This is a genomic window from Bacillus sp. SH5-2, from assembly GCF_008368905.1.
GTDB classification, from domain to species: Bacteria; Bacillota; Bacilli; order Bacillales; family Bacillaceae_G; genus Bacillus_A; species Bacillus_A luti.
On the sequence record NZ_QOSD01000009.1, the window covers coordinates 68,673 to 87,358 of the forward strand.

Here is an 18,686-nt window from a genome sequence, read left to right on the forward strand (position 1 = left end):
ATCGTTATTGTTTAAAGGGATTTTTCATATGTAATCGAATATGTATAATTAGACATTTTTAGCATGAAAAATTTGTAACAAATAGAGGAGGTTTGTCATGAAAGAATAGAGTGTGACAAGGTTACAGAAGTTTATCAATAAAAGATTGAATTTTCAGTTTAAAGGAGGGGTATAATTGGAGCTAGTTATTATTTTATTAGCACTTAGCTTACTTATGTTTGTAGCATATAGAGGGTTCTCTGTTATTTTATTTGCACCGATTTTTGCATTATTTGCAGTATTTTTGACAGAACCTAGTTTTGTATTACCTTTCTTTTCTAATATTTTTATGGAGAAAATGGTAGGATTTATTAAGTTATATTTTCCAGTATTTTTACTAGGAGCAATATTTGGGAAAGTAGTAGAAATGTCAGGAATTGCTGATTCAATCGCAAAGACAATTGTAGAGTTAGTTGGGGAAAAACGTACAATTTTAGCGATTGTTTTAATGGGAGCTATTTTAACATATAGCGGTGTTAGTGTGTATGTAGTGGTATTCGCTATATTCCCGTTTGCGGCTAAGTTGTTTCGACAAGCGGATATTCCAAAGCGTTTAATCCCTGGAACGATTGTTCTTGGAGCAGTGACGTTTACAATGGATGCACTTCCTGGCTCACCACAAATTCAAAATGTAATACCTACAACTTTTTTTAAAACTGATATTTATGCAGCACCGATACTAGGTATTTTAGGAGCAATCTTTGTTTTAACGTTAGGTTTACTATATTTAGAGAGTAGACGTAAAAAGGCTAAGGCAGCAGGAGAAGGGTATTTCGGATTTAATGATGGGAATAATGAAATGGCGTCATCTTTACAATTAGAACAAAAAGCTATGCCAGTAATGAGCGGTATTGAAATTACGAAAGTACAGCAAGTAATTGCGTTTGTACCACTTATTTTAGTAGGTGTAATGAATAAAGTTTTCACAATCATGATACCGAAGTGGTATCCGAACGGTTTTGATTTTTCTGCAATTGGTATGAAAGCATTTGGAAAGGTAGAATTAAGTGCAGTAGTAGGGATTTGGTCAGTAGAGTTGGCGCTTATTATTGGGATAGTTTCAACACTTTTATTATATTGGAAACGAGTAGTAACTGGTTTTCAGGCTGGATTAAATACAAGTATTGGGGGAGCACTACTTGCAACAATGAATACAGGGGCTGAATTTGGCTTTGGTGGTGTGATTGCAGCACTTCCTGGTTTTGCGATAATGAGAGATAGTATTTCTGCAACGTTCACGAATCCTTTAGTGAATGGAGCGGTAACGACGAATATACTAGCAGGTATTACAGGATCCGCATCAGGAGGAATGGGAATTGTTTTGAGTGCTATGGGAGATAAATTTATTGCAGCAGCCAATCAATTTGATATTCCATTAGAAGTTATGCATCGTATTGTATCAATGGCATCAGGAGGTATGGATACATTACCGCATAACGGTGCAATTATTACTATTCTGACAGTAACAGGATTAACACATAAACAGTCATATAAAGATATATTTGCTATTACAATTTTGAAAACGGTTGCTGTATTTGCAGTCATCGCATTCTATACTTTAACAGGAATCTATTAAAAATATTTGGAATTACAATAGTAAAGATTCATCAAATCGATAGTTTATTTCATAAAATATTAATTAGGGTAAGAAGGGGTGGAATACTTGCAAGAAGTTGCTGAGTTTCGTATGCCGAAGTCTGTATTATATGGAAGAAATTCGCTTGAAAAACTGGGAGAACAATCGAAAAAGTTAGGGAAAAGAGCTTTTATAGTTACTGATACAATTATGGAGAAATTAGGTTATGTTGAAAGGTGTATAAAACAACTAAATAAGAAAGGTATTACTGTTATTACATATAATAAAGTGAATGCTGAGCCTACAAATATACACGTATTAGAAGCGTTAACTATTTGTAAAGAAGGAAAGTGTGATTTTATTATCGGTATTGGTGGTGGGAGTTGTATTGATGCTGCGAAAGCGGTAGCAGTGTTATATACTAATGGTGGAGAAATTGAATATTACGTTCAAAAGAATATCGAAATAGAAAATGATCCACTACCACTTATTGCAATTCCAACAACTTCTGGTACTGGATCAGAAGTAACAAGTGTAGCAGTAATTACGAATAAAAAAACAGATGTGAAAATGATGATGAAGCATCCGAGTTTTATACCACAAGTAGCAATTATAGACCCTATATTAACATGTTCGGTACCACCCCAGATTACGGCAGCAACAGGAATAGATGCATTGTGCCATGCAATAGAAGCATATATTTCTAAAGTTTCACAGCCACTTACAGATGTACTTGCTCTTTCAGCTATTGAAAGTATTATGAGATATTTACGTATTGCATATGAAGATGGAGATAATATGGAAGCAAGAGAAGCGATGATGATTGCCTCATTACAAGCTGGAATCGCATTTTCCAATGCATCCGTTACATTAGTTCATGGAATGTCTCGGCCAGTGGGGGCATTATTTCATGTACCACATGGTATATCGAATGCCATACTATTACCTACAGTTTTAGAGTTTACAAAAACAAGTGCAGTGAAAAGGTTAGCAGAGATTGGACGTAGTTTAAACAAAGATTTGCACTCATATTCTGATGAAGAAGTAGCGAATTACACGCTTGCTGAGATAAAGAAACTTTGTTTTAATCTTCGTATTCCAAATTTAAAAGAATACGGAATTAATGAAGTTGAATTTGAAAATGCTATTACTAAAATGGCGAAAGATGCAATTGTAAGTGGTAGCCCGGGTAATAATCCACGAGTACCTTCTTATGATGAAATCGAACAGTTGTATCGAGAATGTTTTAATTACAAATATGAAGATTCTATAAAAACATCGGAAAATAATTTCTGAATATTCTATAAAAATTTCCTTGGAAATGAATATAGAATTAACTTTCATTATTGACATCTTAAATTTAGTTAAAACAAGACTTTATATTATAAACTTAAAGTCTTGTTTTATTATGTATAATATACACAATAAAATGTTGTTATTAGTTTTATAAAAATAGTTTAGGTAGGTGTTTATATGAAAACGATAGGTCTTATAGGTGGTATGAGTTGGGAATCAACTTCTGAATATTATCGAATTATTAATGAAGAAATAAAAGAGAGATTAGGAGGATTACATTCAGCAAAATGTATGATTAGTAGCGTTGACTTTGAAGAGATTGAACGATTCCAGTCTAACGGAGATTGGAATGGCGCAGGAGAAGTATTAGGGAAGGCGGCATATTCACTGCAGATAGGAGGAGCAGACTTTATAATCATTTGTACAAATACAATGCACAAGGTAGTTGACAAAATAAAGGAAAATATTAATATTCCAGTCTTGCATATTGCTGATGCAACTGCAAAAGAAATTAAAAGAAAAGGCATTCAAACAGTCGGTCTACTTGGAACGAGATATACAATGGAGCAAGATTTCTATAAGTCACGAATAGAAGAGAACGATATAAAAGTATTAGTACCATCAGAAAAAAATAGAGAAAAAGTAAACGAAGTAATATATACAGAATTATGTTTAGGAAAAATAGTATCTCAATCTAGAGAATGTTATAAAAAAGTCATAGAAGAGTTAGTGGAAAAAGGAGCACAGGGAATCATATTAGGTTGTACAGAAATAGGGTTATTAATAAAGCAAGAAGACGTACCAGTCCCAGTATTTGATACTACTCATATACATGCAATAGAAGCTGTAAATGTCTCTTTAGAATAATAGATTATAATTATGTTATGTAAACTTAGTGCATCTATCTGGAAAACATTCAGAAAATATTTTATAATGTAAGTGGTTACATTTAAGGGGGAATGCGTATGTTTTCAGTTCAACCAATCGCATTTGTACATAATGAAAGAAAGGAAATAAAAGATGATGAGTGGGGAGAAGTTAGATCCTGCATTACTTTAACTGATATGTATACAGAAGAAAGTATACAGGGAATTGAAGATTTTTCTCATATTGAAATTGTTTTTTATTTTCATAAGGTAACTGCTGAACAAATTCAATATTTAGCTAGACATCCTAGAAATAATAATGCTTATCCTAAAGTAGGTATTTTTGCACAGCGTGGAAAAAATCGTCCGAATCGCATAGGTGTGACAATTGTAAAAGTAATAAAAAGAGAAGGTAAATCAATTATTGTTGAGGGATTAGATGCTATTGATGGCACCCCTATATTGGATATAAAGCCAATAATGAAAGAGTTTATGCCGAAAGAGGACATACAACAGCCTAAATGGGCAACAGATATAATGAGACAGTATTGGAAGGGGAATGGAGTAAAATGAGAATATATGAGGCAACAATTGCAGATTTAGATGGACTAGCATCAGTATTTAATAACTATCGTATGTTTTATAAACAAGATTCAGATATAGAAGGCGCAAAAGCATTTTTACGAAATCGCATCGAGAGAAAAGAATCCGTTATTTTCGTGGCAGTTGAAGAGGGTGAATATATTGGATTCACGCAATTATATCCATCATTTTCTTCAATTTCGATGAAAGAGTTATGGATATTAAATGATCTGTTTGTACAAAAGGCGAAGCGCGGAGCCGGAACAGGTAAAAAATTATTAGAGGCTGCTAAAAAATTCGCATTAGAAAATGGCGCAAAAGGTGTAAAATTACAAACAGAGATTGATAATTTATCAGCGCAGCGATTATACGCTGAAAATGGTTATTTAAGAGATAATCGTTATTTCCATTATGAATTAACGTTTTAAAATATATAAAATTAAAGAGACATTTTCAAGTGAAAGAATTTCTTTGTAATGAGAAATTCTTTTTATTTTTGTCAAAAAACAGGGTTATAACAATAATGTTATAATAAAAAACGATATTAATTTATTGTAAAACAATAAAAATAGTGATAAAATCATATTGTCATCAAATAAGTGAGGTATTGTAAATGAATGTTAAACGAGGTTCAACTACTTTCTTAAAAGTAATTCTTTTTCTGGCTGGAATTGCAGTGTTTGCTTTATGTATATTTTTAGTGCCCAAAATGGCGAATTTCGCGACAGAGCTGTATCCAAATATTATCCTGATGAAATATTTTGTTTTCATTGTCATGTATGGAGCGGCTGTACCTTTTTACATTGCTCTTCATCAGGCTTTTAATCTTTTGCAATATATTGACAGGAACAGAGCTTTCTCGGGATTATCTGTAAAGGCGTTAAAGAACATAAAGTGTTGTGCAATTACAATTAGTGGTTTGTATATAGTAGCTATACCACTCTTTCGTTTTATAGCGAAGAAAGTTGATCCTCCAATTGGATTAATGGGATTCATCATCATTTTTGCTGCGCTCGTTATTGCTGTTTTTGCTGCCATCCTCCAAAGGCTTCTACAAGAAGCGATTAATATAAAATCAGAAAATGATTTGACAGTCTGAGATGGAAGGTATGACAATTATTGTTAATATCGATGTTATTTGTAATGTTTGTTTCTCAAAAGGCAATATAAACCATGTTTTACATTGTGGCGTGTGAATCAAAACCTGCAATACATATCCTCTCTTGTTTTTGTAAGAGAGGATATGTATTGCTATTTTTTTATTTTACAGAGTGAAACGTCTCTTTTAAATTGTTTTATAGTTGATTTAATATCCAGTTTGTGGCATCTTCAAAGTTTTCTGCAATGTAGTGTGGCTCAATATGTGCCCACTTGTCTCGGTACGTATGTAAAGCATCATATCCAGCGCCCGTTCGTACTAAAATCGTTGTCGCGTTTACTTTTGCTCCTGCAACAATATCAGTCCATCGATCACCAACTACAGCGCATTGCGTTAAATCTAGTCCATGTTTTTCCGCTGCTTTAAGAAGCATACCTGTACTTGGTTTACGGCACTCACAACCATCACCGTGTTTGTGGGGACATAGGTAAATATCATCAAAACCGAAACTTTCTAATTCTTGTACAAAATCAGTTACAGTCGCTATTCCATCTGCGATACCCGGTTGATTTGTGAAAGAGAAAAGTTTTATATTTTGAGCTTTTAGTTTTTGTAAGGCTGCTTTTGTAAAAGGAAATAATGTAAAAGAGCCTGGGTAATGTATTGTAGTGTCGCCGCCAATTGTACCGTCACGATCAATGAAAATAGCTTCGATGTTTGTCATAGTTATAGTCCTTTCAATTTATAAGTAGTTTAAAAATGTTTTACAAATCGATATCCATTTACTTCATATCCTAATTTTTTGTAAAAAGGATGAGCTTCTACCCTTTTTGTTCCACTAACTAGCCATGTGCCAATGCAATTATGCTTCTTTGCTAATTGCTCTGCATAATCCATTAACACTTGTCCAATGCCTTTACGCCTTATTGTTGAATCAACGCTAATAATTGAAATTTCTCCATACCGAGTTACATCTTCTAAATTTTCACGTATACGAAACCCAAGTAATCCAAATATAGTTTCTTCTTCCTCGTAAACATATAAAAAATCAAAAGGACTCATTTGTACGAAGTGCAATCGGTTATTCATATCTTCATAGGAAATAGAGGAACCTTTTAATTCTTTCGTTAAAGAGCAAAGTGCATCAATATCGTCTATCGTCGCTTCACGAATTTGAAAAGACATACTATCCACTCCAATAAAATGTAATCAAACATTTAATATTCTGTTAAAAAACGTTTTTTCCTGCCATAAAAATAAATATTTTATAATGATATATAGATAGTTGTATGTTATTCTTTTCCTTGATTATATTGAAAATGGAAAGAAGGGGAATGTATGTTAAAAGTAAATATCCGCTCTGCTGGATATGAAGTAGGCGAAAAAACAATTCATGATATTGCTTTTTCCATCGAAAAGGGTGAGTTAGTTGCTCTTATTGGCGCAAATGGTGCCGGGAAAAGTACGACGATTAAAACGATGCTCGGATTACTTATAAATATGAATGGTGAAATATCATTTGGTAAAAAGAAAAATTCTTATGCATACGTACCAGAACATCCAACATATTATGATTATTTGACGCTTTGGGAGCATATTGAATTATTAATGGCAGCTCGTGGAAGTGAAATTGGAAGCTGGGAAGAACGGGCGGAGCAATTATTACATACATTTCGAATGGATAAGCATAAGCATGAGTATTTATCAAAGTTTTCAAAAGGTATGAAACAAAAATCAATGCTCATATTGGCGTTTTTAACGGAACCAGATTTTTATATAATTGACGAACCTTTTATCGGCTTAGATCCAGTAGCTACAAAAGAATTTTTAAGTTATCTATATAAAGAGAAAGAACGCGGGGCAGGGATTTTACTCTGTACGCACGTATTAGATACTGCTGAAAGAATTTGTGAGAGATTTTTGCTTATTTCGCAAGGAACGTTAATAGCAGATGGGAACTTACATTCGATTCAAACATTAGCTGAAATGCCGGAGAGTCCATTATTAGACTGCTTTGATGCAATTGTAAGGCGTGAACAACATGATTAAACAACAGTTTTATAAAAGATTGCGCCATGAACTTGAGCGGAAATGGAAGTCTATACGTTCGGTAACAGATTGGACAGTTGCGTTTTATATTATTATTCCAGCATTTATATTTATGGGAATCTATTACCGGTCACTATGGATAAATGAATTATCAATGGAAGAGACGATTTACTTCGTATTAGGGTTACTCGCATTTTATCTTGTAACATATTCGAGAGGAGTTCGCTCATTTTTTGAACAAGCAGATAGTTTATTTTTAATTTCGTATCCAGCTCATATGCAAAAATTAGTTCAGTATGGCATGATTTACACATTTGTTCGAATAGCGATAACGAATGTAATAGTAGTCGTTATTATGTTACCAGTGTTGATGAAAAGTATCGGGGCAACAGAGATACAAGTCATATTACTTTGGGCATTCTTTACTGTATTTCGATTTTTGTTGTCGTTGTTGACGAGATTTATTCATGTACGTGTTGGGAAACGATGGGTTTTATGGGTTGTAAAAAATATAATATTTTCTATGAGTGTATCCTTTTTTGTAATTAGTCTATTTTTTATTTATATAAATCCATTTTATTCAATTCTATTTATCAGTCTAGCAATTTCTTTAATTATTGTATTAGTAAAAGAGAAGATGAATTATAAAAATTACTTTTACAAAGAAGTCGAGAAAGAAAAAGAAGAAAGCATGCGCTGGACGACTGGTATTATACAAGTTGGTGGCCATACTGTTAAGCCGAGTAGTTCGAACAAAAAACCGTGGATGTTTCCACGTTCTAAAAGGTTTTTAAGGAAGAAAGCCGATTCTCGTATTGTTGAATCTTTTTTGAAAGAATTTTTCCGTACAAGTAGTGCACGAATATTTTATATTCAAATTGTATGTATAAGCACTGTAAGTATTATTATGACTCCAAGGTGGATTGCAGCTATAATTCTCGTATTTGCTTTATTTGCAATTTCACGTTATGCACGTGATTATTGGAATGCGTTTACGCAAAAAATGTTTCTTCATTTATATTGTGAAGAAGGGAAATTACTTTTGTTAAGGTGGAAGGCGGATCGTTATTTACTACTTCCAGCCATACTTTTGTATGGAATCGTAATACTTTCTTATTTTTATTTATTGCCAGCTGTAATCGCCGGGGTTGTTTTTATAGTATTGATGGGTTGGATTGTATTTTTACCATAGAAAAAGAGCCTGAAAATGGCTCTTTTTCTAGTCTGTAACACATTGATAAATAAAATATACTAGAACGAGTATGCTTGCGGCAGAATACATGACATCTAAAGTCATCTGGTCGCCTCCTCATTGTTATTATTTATAGTGTATGAAATCTTACAATTTCATATTCAAGTGAAAAATATGTGAACGTTAACAAAATTGTAAAGTGCAAAAATTACAATCATTTTGTATAATAGAAGAAACAACCGTTATATAAAATATAATGAGTGAAAGGGGAGGGAACATAAATGCCAAATTGGTTTAGAAAAACCTTAGTCGCATTAATTACCGTATTTACATTTGGTTTAGTGACGCCTCCTTCCATATTGCTTGATAATGCCAAAGCTGCGGACAAGCCTACAAGCACAGCTAGGCAACAAAATTTGGAGAGTACGTCCTATACATATGAAGAAACGAATGACAGGTTAACCACCGATACTTTTATTACTTATGCAATGCAAGAAGCAGAGAAGCAGTCGATGCAAAAGTTTGGTACTAAAATTGGTCCAGTAATTGAAGATGAGTTTAAAGATGTAATTTTACCGAAAATTGAAGAGGCAATTGCTGAACTGGCAAATGATGTACCGGAAGATTCGTTACAATCATTAGCGATTTCTCAAAAACCAGCTGGTGGAAGTAATGAAAAGATTTTTCACGTTTACGATACGAAAACAGGAAATGACTTATTGCGTTTCCACGTAAGAAGAGATCATCCACCGCAAGATGGTTATTATTTTAATTTCCACTATCACCGTTTTGACGATGGGTACTCAGGACATCATGAGTTAGGAAATATTTATTGGAATACGAATGTGCCGCCAAAATGGCTTTCTTAAAAAGAACGAGAGAAAATCTTGTTCTTTTTTTATGTTTATAGAAGGGTAAGACGACTATGTTGTTGAATAAGATAGGTTTAGAAAAAAGAAGTAAAGGGAGTATGGCAATGCAAAAATATATTGTTTTTGACTTTGATGGCACATTAGTAGATTCACAAAATATATTTGTACCAATTTATAATCAACTTGCTGAAAAGCACGGATATAAAACGGTAAGAGAAGAAGAAATTGAGTATTTACGTAAATTAACGATGCCAGAAAGATGTAAACAACTTGATGTACCGCTGTATAAACTACCAATATTAGCGCTGGAGTTTTATAAATTGTATCAACCTGCTATAAAAGATCTCATTTTGTTTCATGGGATGAAAGAGGTATTAGATGAACTACATAAAAAAGGTTACGGAATTGCAGTCATATCATCGAACTCAGAAGAGCATATTCGGGCATTTTTACACAATAATGATATAGAAAATATACAAGAAGTGTATTGTTCTAAAAATTTGTTCGGTAAAGATAAAATGATAAAAAGGTTTTTAAAATCGAAAAAAATAACAGAGAAAGATATGTTATATGTCGGTGATGAACAGCGAGACGTAGCAGCGTGTAAAAAGGCTGGGGTGAACGTAATTTGGGTATCTTGGGGATATGATGTCATTGAAACAGTGAAAAAAGATGCACCAGATTTTATGGTTCATACGCCGATGGAAATTGTACAAGTAGTACAAGGGGCGTATTCTTAATATGAATACACTTCGAGCAGGTATTCATCATATTGAATTTTGGGTAGCGAATTTGGAGGAGTCCATTTGTTTTTATAATAAGTTGTTTTCCATAATTGGATGGAGAAAGTTAAATGAAGTAGCATATAGCACAGGAGAAAGTGAAATATATTTTAAAGAAGTAGATGAGGAAATCGTAAGGACGTTAGGGCCTAGACATATTTGTTATCAAGCTATTCATAGAGAAGTAGTTGATGAAGTAGCAGATTTTCTTTCAAGTACGAAAGTGAAGGTAATACGTGGTCCAATTGAAATGAATCATTATTCGGAAGGTTACTATACGATTGATTTTTACGATCCGAATGGATTTATTGTAGAAGTTGCCTATACACCAAATGCAGAAATGTAAGGGGAATAGATGTGAAGATAATTACAGCACGGCAAAACAATATACAAATTGTAAAAGATGCAGCGAATATTGAAGAAATTTCTAAAGGTTTCTCTCCAGATAAGAAATATGTAATTACGAATGCAAATAATGAAAAATATTTATTTCGGACAGGCGATATAAAAGAGTATGAAAGAAAGAAAATAGAGTTTCAAATTTTAAATGAAATGGTAAAACGTAACGTACAGGCACAAAGGCCAATTGAAATAGGTATATTGGAAGAAGAAGGTGTATGCTATAGTATTTTTTCATATTTAGAAGGAGAAGATGCGAAGAAGCTATTGCCTACGTATTCACCAAAAGAACAATATGATATTGGTATAGAGGCAGGAAAAGATTTAGCAAAAATGCATACATATGAAGCTCCTAAGGATATACTTCCATGGTATGAAAGAGCAATGAAGAAACATAGTAAATATGTAGAGGCATACAAAACATGCGGAATAAACATAAAAAATGATGATAACATCATAAAGTTTATAGATGAAAATGAAATATATTTAAAGAACCGCCCGAATCGATTTCAACACGATGATTTTCATTTAGAAAATATAATTGTACGGGATGGAAAATATGTAGGTGTTGTTGATTTTAATGGCTACGACTGGGGCGACCCACTTCATGATTTTGTAAAGATTGCACTGTTTGCAAGGGATATTAGTATTCCGTATTCAATCGGACAAATAGTAGGATACTTTAATAGGAAAATACCAGAGGAGTTCTGGAAATTATACGCGGTGTACGTTGGCATGACAGTTTTCTCATCAGTTGTCTGGACATTACGAGCAGCACCGCATATGTTGGATGATATGTTAGAGCGTCTTACTATTGTGTTAGAAGATCATAAAAATTTTGAACTGTCGAAGCCAATTTGGTTTGATAGTGAAATAATAAATGAAAAATAGGAAAAGTAGGTGTGTAATTTCACACCTACTTTTTTGATTATTATTAAATAAACTATTTAGCTTTCGTAAATGCAAGCGGCTGTGTACTTAACATAGCAGGTACATGCAACTGAAGGGATGGGAATTCACCACTTACATTCATTTCATAAGCAAATAATAGGCTCATTTTCATTTGGAATAAGTCGATTGGTGCAGTGAAAATGTCGTAGTGATGATGTTGCAATGGAATCTCCATCTCCATAAATTGTACATATAGGGATTCATCTCGTTTGTATACTTGTAATGTTCCATAAGCAGGATGTTCAAAAGTACCGGTGTAGTCCTCTAATTTGTGAGAAGGTGTAGTTCCATTTATTGCTTCAGGAAGTGATTCTAATGTCTCCTTCATCATTTCTCTCATTTTTTCACTATCTTCTACAGCACGTTCATGCCAGTCGATAAATTCTAGTCCGAGAAGTTCGTCATATATATGTTTTGTAATGTAAGTAGGGAGTAAAGTTTGCCCGGAATTTGTTAGTACAATAATACCGATCTTTTCGTTTGGCATAAATGACGCAAGTGCAGAAAATCCATCAATATTACCACCATGATGAATAAGTTTATAACCGCGGTAAGCGCTAATAAACCAACCTAATCCGTAGCTGTTTAATGGTGATTCACTTGTTGCTAGCATTGGCTGATCCGGGATTGGTGTATGCGGTGTATACATTTCTTGGAGTAGTTCAGTAGAAATTAAATCATGATTTTCTATTTTCCCTTCGTTTAAATGGAGCTGGACCCATTTTGCCATATCTTCAATGGTAGAGTTAATACATCCGGCAGCTCCAACTGTATCGATATTTCGGAATGGTATTTCTTTTATTTCACCATTTTCTTTAGCGTAAGGTAATGCGTAATCAGCTGTATTTTGTGAATCTGTAATAGAGAAGTTTGTATGCCTCATATGTAACGGCTCTAAAATATGTTCTGTAGCGTATTGTTCCCACGTTTGATTCGTAATGTTTTCCACAATATAGCTAATTGTCGCATACATTAAGTTGTTATATAGAAATGCTGTGCGGAACGGGGCATCAAGTGATAAATGTTTTATTTTTTCTACTAAATCTTTACGAGTTAAAGAAGAACTGTACCAGAGGGCATCGTGACGACTTACTCCTGTGCGGTGGGAAGCTAAATCACGCCCTGTAACTTGTGAACTAGCTAGTATGTCAGATAAAGAGAAGTTAGGTATATAAGACTGGACAGGAGTATCCCAATTAAACTTTTTTTGTTGTGATAATAAGCTTAATGAGAGTGTACCAAAAGCTTTCGTTGAGGAACCGATTGCGAATAAAGTATTTGGTGTAACAGGCTCTTTTGTCTCTATATTTCGATAGCCAAAACCTTCTGAAATAATAACTTCACCGTCTTTTATAATTGCTACAGCAGCGCCAGGAACTTTTAAATCCTTCATCATTTTTTCAACCGTTGTTTGTAAAGAAGTCATAACAGGCGTTTCAATTTTAGACATACTTCTAACCTCCAAATATAAATTTTTCCCTACCGCACTATACTTTCGGTAATAGAAAATGAAAACCTTTTTAAATATAGAAAGTTAATAATTTTGTAAGAATTACTGCAAGAAATTTTATTAATTAGGATTATTAAATTTATGGTTTTTCATGTTATGATAAATTGCATATAAGATTGAAAGAAGGTTTTTTTACATATGAAACATGCTGAATATGAATACTTAAATTTATGCCGTCATGTAATGGAGAACGGTACGAAGAAAGAAGATCGTACAGGGACAGGAACTGTATCTGTATTTGGATATCAAATGCGCTTTGATCTTAGTAAAGGGTTTCCTTTATTAACGACAAAGAGAGTACCATTTCGCCTTGTAGCAAGTGAACTGCTTTGGTTTATGAAAGGTGATACAAATATTCGTTATTTATTGCAACATAATAATAACATTTGGAATGAATGGGCGTTTAAGAGCTGGATAGAAAGTGACGAGTATACTGGTCCTGACATGACTGATTTCGGTCTTCGCTCACAACAAGATGAAGAGTTTAAAGTGCAATACGATGAGCAAATGGAATTGTTTAAAAAGAACGTTTTAGAAGACGATGCATTCTCCAAGAAATTTGGATATTTAGGAGACGTATACGGAAAACAATGGCGTGCTTGGAAAACGACAGCTGGTGAAACACTTGATCAGCTAAAAGATGTAATTGATATGATTAAGAAAACGCCTGATTCACGTCGCTTAATTGTTTCTGCTTGGAATCCAGAAGATGTACCAAGTATGGCCTTACCGCCTTGTCATACGCTATTCCAGTTTTATGTAGCAGATGGAAAGCTTTCTTGTCAGTTATATCAAAGAAGTGGTGACATATTCCTTGGAATTCCATTTAACATTGCAAGTTACTCACTACTAACACATTTAATTGCACATGAATGCGGACTTGAAGTGGGAGAATTTGTTCATACAATTGGAGATGCACACATTTATACGAATCATTTTGAGCAAGTAGAAAAGCAATTGGCACGTGAACCACGTCCATTCCCAAAACTTACATTAAATCCAGATGTGAAATCTGTGTTTGATTTTGAAATGGAAGATTTAACAATTGAAGGATATGATCCACACCCAGCAATTAAAGCACCAGTTGCAGTGTAATTGTAGAGGAGATGAAAAGATGATAGTTTCATTTATGGTCGCAATGGACGAGAATAGAGTAATTGGTAAAGATAATAATTTACCTTGGCGTTTACCAAGTGAATTACAGTATGTAAAGAAAACAACGATGGGTCACCCACTTATTATGGGAAGAAAGAACTATGAAGCAATTGGTAGACCACTGCCTGGAAGACGTAATATTATTGTAACTCGCAATGAAGGGTATCATGTTGAAGGCTGTGAAGTAACACATTCTGTAGAAGAAGTGTTTGAGCTATGCAAAAATGAAGAAGAGATTTTTATTTTTGGCGGAGCGCAAATTTATGATCTCTTTTTACCTTATGTAGACAAGTTATATATAACAAAAATCCATTATGCATTTGAAGGAGATACATTCTTCCCAGAAATGGATATGACAAATTGGGAAGAAGTTTTTGTGGAAAAAGGTTTAACAGATGAAAAAAATCCGTATACGTATTACTACCATGTATATGAGAAGAAACAATAATCAAAAAGATTGATGTGAAAATTCACATCAATCTTTTTATTTGTATTCATAAATATAAGTTTATAGATGAGATTCGATAGTGCTATAATAAAAGATAGCATGTAAAAAAATGCTAAAATTTTTAAAAGCACTAGTATAGAAAGAGGAGGAGAATCGATTGAAAAAGATATGGGGGATTCTTTTTCTTTGCTTAACATTCATGTTAGTCGGATGCGGTAAAGAAGAAAAACCACAAGAAGCGTTTGATACATATGCAAAAGCATGGAATAAACAAAAGTTTGCAGATATGTATGAACAATTATCAGAAAATGCGAAAAAAGATATTTCAAAGAAAGAGTTCACTGAGAAATATGAAAAAATTTATTCTGGCATTGAAGTGAAGAACTTAAAAGTAGAAACAGGAGAAGTAAAAGAAGATAAAAAAGATGAAGGTCCTGTTCCTTTTAAAGTAAGCATGGATACAGTTGGTGGTACAATCACTTTTGGCCATGAAGCAAAAATGGTGAAGGAAAAAGATGGAGATAAAGAATCTTGGAAAATAGATTGGACTCCTGATTTTATATTCCCAGGCATGACGAAAGATAGTAAAGTGCGTATGCAAACGACAGAGCCAAAACGTGGAGAAATATATGACCGTAACGGTAAATATCTTGCGGTAAATGGTAAAGCTTCTGAAATTGGAATGATTCCAGAAAAATTAGGGGATGCTGCTCCGCAAACGAAAGAAACAGTAGCAAAGTTGTTAAATATGTCTGTAGAAGAAATTGATCAAAAACTAGCAGCTAAATGGGTAAAACCAAATTACCTTGTACCAATTGGAATATTACCTGAAGGGGCAACGCAAAATACGTACATTGATCTACCGGGTGTTGCAACAAAACCAGTAAATGTTCGTTCATATCCATTAGGAGAAGCAGCAGCACATCTTACTGGTTATATCGGAAAAGTGAATGCTGAAGATTTAAAAACGCTACAAAAGAAAGGCTATCAAGCGGATGATCCAGTAGGTAAAGCTGGTTTGGAGCAAGTACTGGAAGAAAAGCTACGTGGTAAAAAAGGTGGCCGTGTCTTTGTAGAAGATGCACAAGGAAAAGAAATTAAAAATCTAGCAAAAACAGATGCTGTTGATGGAGAAAATGTAACTTTAACAATTGATAGTGCTGTTCAAGACGAAATTTATAATGAAATGAAAAATGAGGTAGGATCAAGTGCAGCAATTAATCCAAAGACTGGAGAAACACTTGCACTTGTGAGCACGCCAGCTTATAATCCAAATACCCTTACAAGAGGGGCGTCAAAGGCGCAACGCGATGCGGTAAATAATGATCCGAAGAAACCGATGACAAATCGATTTACACAATTATCAGTTCCAGGTTCTGTATTTAAACCTATTACAGGTGCAATTGGTCTTGAAACGAAAACAATTGATCCGAAAGAAGAATTGAAAATTGAAGGATTGAAATGGACAAAAGATTCTTCTTGGGGCAATTATTATGTAACGCGCGTAAAAGATGCAAATCCGATTGACTTTGATAAGGCGATGAAATACTCGGATAATATTTATTTCGCACAAGAAGCTTTGAAAATTGGAAAAGACAAATTTATGAGTGAAGCGAAAAAATTCGGATTCGATGAGAAATTACCAATTGAATATGGATTCCCAGCTTCTAAAATTGCAAATGATGGTATTAAAAATGATATTCAAATGGCAGACACAGGTTATGGACAAGGGCAAGTATTAATGACGCCACTCCATCTAGCATTAACGTACGCACCAATTGTTAATGACGGAAACATACCTTCTCCATATATTATTAAAACAGATAAACAACCAAAAGCATGGAAAGAGAATGTAATTTCGAAAGGAAATCAGGATATATTAAAAACTGCTTTGACTAAAGTAATTAATGATCCAGATGGAACAGGGAAAATTGCTAAAATTGATGGTATGACGCTAGCTGGAAAAACAGGTACAGCGGAATTAAAAGTATCAAAAGAGGCAGAAGGAAAAGAACTAGGCTGGTTTGCTGCATTTGATTTAAATGCGCCGGATATGGTCATTACAATGATGATAGAAGATGTAAAAGGTAGAGGCGGAAGTAATATTCCTGCAGAAAAAGTAAAACATGTATTTCAAAAATAATATGTAATAGAAGGCTATCTCTATAATTTGTAGAGGTAGCCTTTTTGTGTGAAAGGATTCTTAATATCTGTATACTAAATTTTAAGGAAACAAAATAAATCATTAACTTACGAAAAAAAAGTAGCTATTTTTTTATTGACATCGAGTGTAACCTTTTGTATTATACTTACATAAGGTAAGTTATTTACTTATAAATTATAAATCTCGAATTGAAGATAAGGTGTAAAAAGGGAGAGAATACAATGACAAAAGTACTATTTATTACAGCAAATCCAAATTCAGCAGAAGGTTCTTTCGGAATGGCAGTAGGGGAAGCTTTCATCGAAGCTTATAAAAACGAACATCCACAAGACGAAGTTGTAACAATTGATTTATTCAACACTACAGTACCAGCAATCGATGCAGATGTATTTGCTGCTTGGGGTAAATTTGCAGCAGGTGAAGGCTTTGAAACTTTAACTGAAGCTCAACAACAAAAAGTTGCAGCAATGAACACAAACTTAGAAACATTTATGCATGCAGATCGTTATGTATTCGTAACTCCAATGTGGAACTTTAGCTACCCACCAGTAGTAAAAGCATACTTAGATAACGTAGCAATCGCAGGTAAAACATTCAAATATACTGAAAATGGTCCAGTTGGCTTATTAGAAGGTAAAAAAGCACTTCACATTCAAGCAACAGGTGGCGTATATTCTGAAGGAGCATACGCAGCTGTAGACTTCGGACGCAATCACTTAAAAACTGTATTAGGATTTGTCGGTGTAAATGATACTGAATATATTGCAGTTGAAGGTATGAATGCAAACCCTGAAAAAGCACAAGAAATTAAAGAAGCAGCAATTGCTAATGCTCGTGAATTAGCAAAACGTTTCTAATATAGAATGCTTAAAAAATGTCCAAACACTTGTTGTTTGGACATTTTTTCTTCTTTTTCCTTCGTTTGTCTAGTATAATGAAGGTCGGAATGATAATAGGTGGGGGTTCTGTATGATTCAAACGTTTTTTAAAATCTTTTATTTAATTTTAATCGTAATTGCGATTACACCGAGAATGTGGCGTCTTAAAAGACAAGTAAATACGATGTTGCCACAAGAAAAAGATAATGCTGTGTACAAAACGACAAATTGGTTTGGTAAGAAAATGGTACGTGTAGCTGGGGGGACAGTAGAAGTTAAAGGACTTGAAAATGTTCCGAAAGACAAGCCGGTACTAGTTGTAAGTAATCACCAGAGTAATATGGATATCCCTGTTTTACTAGGTTATTTGAATAAACCAATTGGCTTCGTTTCAAAGGCAGAGATTAAAAAGTTCCCAGTTGTACCAACTTGGATGGAACTTATGAATTGTGTATTTATGGACCGTAGCGATCGTCGCCAATCACTTCAAGCGATTAAAGATGGAATTGAACTATTGAAGAATGGGCATTCTATCGTAATTTTCCCTGAAGGAACGAGAAGTAAGGGTGGCGAAATTGGAGAGTTTAAGGCTGGGAGTTTTCATCTTGCTGTAAAATCTGGTGTAGCAATCTTACCTGTAACATTAGATGGGACATATAAAATGTTTGAAGCGAATGGAAATCGCATGAAGCGAGCGCATGCAACAGTAACGATTTCTAAGCCAATTACATCTGAAGAATATGCGGATATGGATATTAAAGAATTAACAAAGCATACTCAAGATGTCATCGCATCTCAATTACATAAGTAATAAAAAAGGTTTCAGCT

At 33.9% G+C, this 18,686-nt stretch carries 20 protein-coding genes; 17 read left to right on the top strand and 3 right to left on the bottom strand.

What is annotated here, in order from left to right; translation table 11 throughout:
• Positions 1 to 175: 175 nt before the first annotated feature.
• From DN410_RS07925 to DN410_RS07950, 6 genes are all read left to right on the top strand, one after another.
• Positions 176 to 1,615, top strand: a complete 1,440-nt coding sequence (locus DN410_RS07925) for a GntP family permease (protein WP_149176090.1) — start codon at positions 176 to 178, stop codon at positions 1,613 to 1,615.
• 87 nt (positions 1,616 to 1,702) lie between these two features.
• Positions 1,703 to 2,911, top strand: a complete 1,209-nt coding sequence (locus DN410_RS07930) for an iron-containing alcohol dehydrogenase (RefSeq protein WP_149176110.1) — start codon at positions 1,703 to 1,705, stop codon at positions 2,909 to 2,911.
• Positions 2,912 to 3,088: 177 nt separating this feature from the next.
• On the top strand, positions 3,089 to 3,778 hold the full coding sequence (locus DN410_RS07935) for an aspartate/glutamate racemase family protein (protein ID WP_149176091.1): 690 nt from the start codon (positions 3,089 to 3,091) through the stop codon (positions 3,776 to 3,778).
• A gap of 98 nt (positions 3,779 to 3,876) precedes the next feature.
• Positions 3,877 to 4,350 (top strand): SAM-dependent methyltransferase, encoded by a 474-nt coding sequence (locus DN410_RS07940; protein ID WP_149176092.1) that lies wholly within the window; start codon positions 3,877 to 3,879, stop codon positions 4,348 to 4,350.
• On the top strand, positions 4,347 to 4,787 hold the full coding sequence (locus DN410_RS07945) for a GNAT family N-acetyltransferase (protein ID WP_149176093.1): 441 nt from the start codon (positions 4,347 to 4,349) through the stop codon (positions 4,785 to 4,787). The genes DN410_RS07940 and DN410_RS07945 overlap by 4 nt, the downstream gene beginning before the upstream one ends.
• Before the next feature lie 185 nt (positions 4,788 to 4,972).
• Complete coding sequence (locus DN410_RS07950; RefSeq protein ID WP_149176094.1) at positions 4,973 to 5,458, top strand: DUF2975 domain-containing protein; 486 nt, start codon at positions 4,973 to 4,975, stop codon at positions 5,456 to 5,458.
• Between the two features lie 196 nt (positions 5,459 to 5,654).
• On the opposite strand, the gene DN410_RS07955 is transcribed toward DN410_RS07950, so the two are convergent.
• Positions 5,655 to 6,182 carry an HAD-IIIA family hydrolase gene (locus DN410_RS07955; protein ID WP_149176095.1) on the bottom strand — a complete coding sequence of 176 codons (528 nt, stop codon included), beginning with the start codon at positions 6,180 to 6,182 and terminating at the stop codon, positions 5,655 to 5,657.
• Between the two features lie 29 nt (positions 6,183 to 6,211).
• The gene (locus tag DN410_RS07960; protein ID WP_149176096.1) at positions 6,212 to 6,643 is read right to left on the bottom strand and encodes a GNAT family N-acetyltransferase; all 432 of its coding nucleotides are present in this window, start codon (positions 6,641 to 6,643) and stop codon (positions 6,212 to 6,214) included.
• Positions 6,644 to 6,796: 153 nt separating this feature from the next.
• On the opposite strand from DN410_RS07960, the gene DN410_RS07965 reads away from it, so the two are divergent.
• The 6 genes from DN410_RS07965 (at position 6,797) to DN410_RS07990 (ending at position 11,643) form a co-directional block, all read left to right on the top strand.
• Entirely contained in the window at positions 6,797 to 7,507 is a 711-nt protein-coding gene (locus tag DN410_RS07965; RefSeq protein WP_149176097.1) for an ABC transporter ATP-binding protein, read from the top strand.
• Entirely contained in the window at positions 7,500 to 8,699 is a 1,200-nt protein-coding gene (locus tag DN410_RS07970) for an ABC transporter permease (protein WP_149176098.1), read from the top strand. Before DN410_RS07965 ends, DN410_RS07970 begins: the two co-directional genes overlap by 8 nt.
• 281 nt (positions 8,700 to 8,980) lie before the next feature.
• Positions 8,981 to 9,568: a YpjP family protein gene (locus tag DN410_RS07975; protein WP_149176099.1), complete on the top strand. Its 588-nt coding sequence runs from the start codon at positions 8,981 to 8,983 to the stop codon at positions 9,566 to 9,568.
• Between the two features lie 107 nt (positions 9,569 to 9,675).
• Positions 9,676 to 10,311: an HAD family hydrolase gene (locus DN410_RS07980; RefSeq protein WP_149176100.1), complete on the top strand. Its 636-nt coding sequence runs from the start codon at positions 9,676 to 9,678 to the stop codon at positions 10,309 to 10,311.
• 1 nt (position 10,312) lies between these two features.
• Entirely contained in the window at positions 10,313 to 10,699 is a 387-nt protein-coding gene (locus tag DN410_RS07985; protein WP_001094649.1) for a VOC family protein, read from the top strand.
• 11 nt (positions 10,700 to 10,710) lie between these two features.
• On the top strand, positions 10,711 to 11,643 hold the full coding sequence (locus DN410_RS07990) for an aminoglycoside phosphotransferase family protein (RefSeq protein WP_149176101.1): 933 nt from the start codon (positions 10,711 to 10,713) through the stop codon (positions 11,641 to 11,643).
• Between the two features lie 52 nt (positions 11,644 to 11,695).
• Here the strand turns inward: DN410_RS07990 and DN410_RS07995 are convergent, their stop codons facing one another.
• Positions 11,696 to 13,153, bottom strand: coding sequence for a serine hydrolase (locus DN410_RS07995; protein ID WP_149176102.1), 1,458 nt, complete (start codon positions 13,151 to 13,153; stop codon positions 11,696 to 11,698).
• Positions 13,154 to 13,351: 198 nt separating this feature from the next.
• Here DN410_RS07995 and DN410_RS08000 point away from each other — a divergent pair, with 198 nt between their 5' ends.
• The 5 genes from DN410_RS08000 to DN410_RS08020 all read left to right on the top strand — a co-directional run bounded on the left by DN410_RS08000 (position 13,352) and on the right by DN410_RS08020 (position 18,669).
• Positions 13,352 to 14,308: a thymidylate synthase gene (locus tag DN410_RS08000; RefSeq protein WP_149176103.1), complete on the top strand. Its 957-nt coding sequence runs from the start codon at positions 13,352 to 13,354 to the stop codon at positions 14,306 to 14,308.
• Positions 14,309 to 14,327: 19 nt separating this feature from the next.
• Positions 14,328 to 14,816, top strand: a complete 489-nt coding sequence (locus DN410_RS08005) for a dihydrofolate reductase (protein ID WP_149176104.1) — start codon at positions 14,328 to 14,330, stop codon at positions 14,814 to 14,816.
• Positions 14,817 to 14,973: 157 nt separating this feature from the next.
• Positions 14,974 to 16,959, top strand: a complete 1,986-nt coding sequence (gene pbpC, locus DN410_RS08010) for a penicillin-binding protein 3 (RefSeq protein WP_149176105.1) — start codon at positions 14,974 to 14,976, stop codon at positions 16,957 to 16,959.
• A gap of 242 nt (positions 16,960 to 17,201) precedes the next feature.
• Positions 17,202 to 17,837 carry an FMN-dependent NADH-azoreductase gene (locus DN410_RS08015; RefSeq protein ID WP_001991934.1) on the top strand — a complete coding sequence of 212 codons (636 nt, stop codon included), beginning with the start codon at positions 17,202 to 17,204 and terminating at the stop codon, positions 17,835 to 17,837.
• Positions 17,838 to 17,949: 112 nt separating this feature from the next.
• On the top strand, positions 17,950 to 18,669 hold the full coding sequence (locus DN410_RS08020; protein ID WP_149176106.1) for a lysophospholipid acyltransferase family protein: 720 nt from the start codon (positions 17,950 to 17,952) through the stop codon (positions 18,667 to 18,669).
• The last annotated feature ends 17 nt before the right edge of the window (positions 18,670 to 18,686 follow it).

Coding starts and splice junctions, on each gene's coding strand:
- DN410_RS07935 (WP_149176091.1), top strand. CDS start 3,089: ATGAAAACGATAGGTCTTATAGGTGGTATGAGTTGGGAATCAACTTCT.
- DN410_RS07940 (WP_149176092.1), top strand. CDS start 3,877: ATGTTTTCAGTTCAACCAATCGCATTTGTACATAATGAAAGAAAGGAA.
- DN410_RS07945 (WP_149176093.1), top strand. CDS start 4,347: ATGAGAATATATGAGGCAACAATTGCAGATTTAGATGGACTAGCATCA.
- DN410_RS07950 (WP_149176094.1), top strand. CDS start 4,973: ATGAATGTTAAACGAGGTTCAACTACTTTCTTAAAAGTAATTCTTTTT.
- DN410_RS07955 (WP_149176095.1), bottom strand. CDS start 6,182: ATGACAAACATCGAAGCTATTTTCATTGATCGTGACGGTACAATTGGC.
- DN410_RS07960 (WP_149176096.1), bottom strand. CDS start 6,643: ATGTCTTTTCAAATTCGTGAAGCGACGATAGACGATATTGATGCACTT.
- DN410_RS07965 (WP_149176097.1), top strand. CDS start 6,797: ATGTTAAAAGTAAATATCCGCTCTGCTGGATATGAAGTAGGCGAAAAA.
- DN410_RS07970 (WP_149176098.1), top strand. CDS start 7,500: ATGATTAAACAACAGTTTTATAAAAGATTGCGCCATGAACTTGAGCGG.
- DN410_RS07975 (WP_149176099.1), top strand. CDS start 8,981: ATGCCAAATTGGTTTAGAAAAACCTTAGTCGCATTAATTACCGTATTT.
- DN410_RS07980 (WP_149176100.1), top strand. CDS start 9,676: ATGCAAAAATATATTGTTTTTGACTTTGATGGCACATTAGTAGATTCA.
- DN410_RS07985 (WP_001094649.1), top strand. CDS start 10,313: ATGAATACACTTCGAGCAGGTATTCATCATATTGAATTTTGGGTAGCG.
- DN410_RS07995 (WP_149176102.1), bottom strand. CDS start 13,153: ATGTCTAAAATTGAAACGCCTGTTATGACTTCTTTACAAACAACGGTT.
- DN410_RS08000 (WP_149176103.1), top strand. CDS start 13,352: ATGAAACATGCTGAATATGAATACTTAAATTTATGCCGTCATGTAATG.
- DN410_RS08005 (WP_149176104.1), top strand. CDS start 14,328: ATGATAGTTTCATTTATGGTCGCAATGGACGAGAATAGAGTAATTGGT.
- DN410_RS08015 (WP_001991934.1), top strand. CDS start 17,202: ATGACAAAAGTACTATTTATTACAGCAAATCCAAATTCAGCAGAAGGT.
- DN410_RS08020 (WP_149176106.1), top strand. CDS start 17,950: ATGATTCAAACGTTTTTTAAAATCTTTTATTTAATTTTAATCGTAATT.